General features: G+C 67.1%; 4 protein-coding genes. 2 read left to right on the forward strand and 2 right to left on the reverse strand.

Annotated elements, in window-relative coordinates:
- Nucleotides 1-579: FGGY-family carbohydrate kinase (locus tag AC1D34_RS37305; protein ID WP_476826992.1), on the forward strand; the 579-nt coding region annotated here is incomplete at its 5' end.
- Complete coding sequence (locus AC1D34_RS37310) at nt 576-1,304, forward strand: SDR family oxidoreductase (RefSeq protein WP_476826993.1); 729 nt, start codon at nt 576-578, stop codon at nt 1,302-1,304. The genes AC1D34_RS37305 and AC1D34_RS37310, both read left to right, overlap by 4 nt.
- Here the strand turns inward: AC1D34_RS37310 and AC1D34_RS37315 are convergent.
- Nucleotides 1,258-2,373, reverse strand: a complete 1,116-nt coding sequence (locus tag AC1D34_RS37315; RefSeq protein ID WP_476826994.1) for a 2-dehydropantoate 2-reductase N-terminal domain-containing protein — start codon at nt 2,371-2,373, stop codon at nt 1,258-1,260. The genes AC1D34_RS37310 and AC1D34_RS37315 overlap by 47 nt on opposite strands.
- Before the next feature lie 20 nt (nt 2,374-2,393).
- Nucleotides 2,394-3,393 (reverse strand): NAD(P)/FAD-dependent oxidoreductase (locus tag AC1D34_RS37320; RefSeq protein WP_476826995.1); only part of this gene is annotated, 1,000 nt, incomplete at its 5' end.

Consider the following 3,393-nt stretch of genomic DNA (forward strand, 5'->3'; position numbering starts at 1 on the left):
ACGAGCGCCGCCGACCCTTCGGAGGCTGCACGTCTTGCGAAGGGTCTCGTCGTCGTGCCGGATTTTCTCGGGAACCGATCGCCGCATGCCGATCCGCAGGCGCGGGCCTTGATCGCCGGCCTGGGCATGGAGCGCGATCTGGACCATCTCGTCGCGCTCTATGTCGCCGGGCTGACGGGCATCGGCTACGGCCTTCGGCAGATCATCGAGGTCAGCCGCGCCAAGGGCGCAACGATCGATGCGATCGTGCTCAGCGGCGGCGCCGGTCGCGCTCCGCTGATCCGGCAAATGCTCGCTGATTGTGCCGGATTGCCCGTGCTCGTTCCCGAGGATGTCGACCCCGTCCTTCTCGGATCCGCGATGCTTGGTGCGACGGCGGCCGGAAACTTCCAGGACCTCGCGCAAGCCATGGTCGAGATGGCACCGGGCGCCAGTGTCTTCGCACCGGTCGGCGGCGACATCGCCCGGTTACACGACAGGCGCTTTGCTGCCTTTGAAACGCTGCAGGCAGCCGCACGCGCGGCGCGCGATCTGCTGCAGGAGACGAAAGATCATGCCGTGTCGGAGGCGATGACGTGACTCAGGAACTGGCCGGAAAGGTCGCCGCGATTACCGGCGCCGCATCGGGGATCGGACTGGCCTGCGCGAAACGGCYGCTGGCGGCTGGCGCGCGCGTCGTTCTCGTCGATCGCGACAGTGAAGCATTGGGCCGTGTCACCGAGTCTCTCGGCGCCGAGGCCATACCGCTCGTCGTGGACCTGGCCGATCCGGCCTCCGTCTCCGGCATGATGTCGCAGATCCTCGAGCGGGCCGGAGAGCTCGACATCTTCCACGCCAATGCCGGAGCCTATGTCGGCGGGTCGGTCAGCGAGGGCGATCCCGACGCCTGGGATCGCATGCTGCATCTCAATATCAACGCCGTATTCCGCAGCATCCATGCGGTGCTCCCACATATGATCGCGCGCAAGACGGGCGATATTCTCGTCACCAGTTCTATCGCCGGCATTGTGCCCGTGGTGTGGGAGCCGATCTACACCGCCTCCAAGCACGCGGTGCAGGCCTTCGTTCATACCCTGCGGCGCCAGGTCATTCCGCACGGACTGCGCGTCGGGGCAGTCCTGCCGGGTCCGGTCGTGACCGCCCTCATCGCCGACTGGCCGCAGGAGAAGCTTGAAGCGGAACGAGCCAGGGGCGGCCTGATCGAAGCCGAGGAGGTCGCCGAGGCCGTGCATTTCATGCTGACCCGGCCGCGAAACGTCACCATCCGGGACCTGGTGATCCTACCCCAGAGCACCGACCTTTGAGCGCCCTCTCCAGGCTCCTCGTCAGCGCGTCATTGCAATGAGTGATTCTCGCGTGAGCTGGCGGGCCATCAGCGCCGGCAGGATATCGTTTTCCGCGGCGAGATCGCGACCGTAAAGCGCCGAGAAAATCTGGAGGCCGGCCTCGTGCAAAGGGGTCGCGACCCCGCATAGGCGTCCGAGTGCGACCAGGGGCGAGAGCCCGAACGGCACGTCCTCGAGTGTATAGCGCGTGTCTATCGTGGCCGGCCCGAGYGTCGGCTCCTGGCTGGCTGCCAGCAGTTTCGCGGTCTCTCCAAGGGCTGCATCGGGAAGCCCATAGGTCAGGGAATAATGCTCGCGCATGGTGCGGACCTCGACGCCGAACGCCGCCGCGATGGCGAGGCGTTCGGCACAACCGCCCGACGGCCATCGTCATGTGCTCGCTCTGGCCCCAGGCCTCGGCCTTCTCCATGCGCGTGAAATTGCAGAGGGCCAGCGCCATGTGGCTTTGCGGATTGACGTTGCTCAGCGCCACGGCCAGCACATTCGAGATCGCGCGGAAACGGTCGCCAAACAGCGCCTTGCAGATAGTGAGGCCGCGCTCGGCGGCTTCCGTCGGCAGGGTCGACATATCGACCTTGCCGCGCAGCGTCGCGATCTTCACGGAGGTGTCGCTCGTCTGGCGCGCGCGCAGCACCGTCGTGCTCAACGCCACGACCGGGACATCGAGCCCGCGATCCGCGATCAATCGTGCCAGATAGATCGCGCCCAGCGAGGCGTGCGAGCTGATCACGACCGTCTGGCCCGAGACGAGATGCGGCGCCATGGCGTCCATCACCGCCTTATGGCCGTTCGCGGGAAGCGCGATCAGGATCGCATCCGCCCCTGCCAGCGCGGCAGCGCAATCCGCGGCGATGGTCGGCTTGAACTCCCCGGCGACGACCCCTTCGCTGCGCAGCGTCTGGCCCTGGGCGAGCGCTGCGGTGCGGCGGCCGGATGGCGACCACAGCCGGGCTTCATGACCGTTCTGGATCAGCAGTGCTGCGCTCGCATAGGCTATCGCGCCTGCGCCCATGATGGCGGTTTTCATGTCCTGTCCTCGTCGGGTCGTCAGTTGAAGAAGCGGGCCGGCCGGAACTCGGCCAGTTCGGAGCGGGTGCGGCCGCGCACGACTTCGTCGGCGATGGCTTCGCCGAGGAAGGCGCCGAGCGTCACGCCGCTATGCGTGACGGCGACATAGTAGTTGTCGAGCCCCGGGACCGGCCCGACAGCCGAGAGCGTGTCACGCGGGATCGGCCGGATCGCGATGCGAACGGCCTCAACCTCGACGGAGCGCAGGGCCGGGATCGTCGTCTTGGCCCGGGCGAGCAGCTCCTGAGCCTGGGGATGCGTCGGCAGCGAAGCGGCGTCGGCAGCGACCAGCCGGTCAAGCTCGTTCGAGCGCAGCAGGAACCTGCCGCCGCCATCGGGCCGCATATTGAGCAGGGGAGTGCGCAAGGCACTGCGCAGCGTCACCCCCGCCGGCGGGGTGTAGGCGACCAGGCCGACCGTCGGTGCGAGCGGAACCTGATGTTCGCTCCGGTTGGCGACCTCGTTGGACCAGCGTCCCGAACAGTTCACGACGATATCGGCATGGATCGGATCGCCGCCCGCGATCTCCACGCCATCGCAGCGCCCGCCGCTGACCAGCAGTCCCGAGACCTTGGCGTTGACGAGCCTCGCACCATGGCGCTCCTGCGCAGCAGTGACGAGCGCGCCGGCATAGGGCACGGCATCGAGCCAACCATCCCGGGGGTAGTAGATCACCGGCGCATTGCCGATCACATCCGGGTCGATCTCCGGCTCGAGCTCGCGAACCTCCTTCAGGCTGAGCAACTCGGCCGGGTAGCCCCAGTCGATCAGCTGCCTGAGCTTCACCAGCGGGTCGGTGCCGTCGCGTGCGCCGGCTTCGGCCTCCGCATTCTGCCATTGCAGCACGCCAGGGCGGTGGTACCAGTTCGCGTGCGGAAACTCGGCCAGGATGTCCTCATGGGCCTGCCGGCCGACGAAGTTCAGCTTGTAATAGGCATGGGAGGTCAGCTTCTCGCAGGCATTGACCCAGGCATAGGTC

It is taken from the genome of Allobosea sp. P1_A7, from assembly GCF_056406775.1.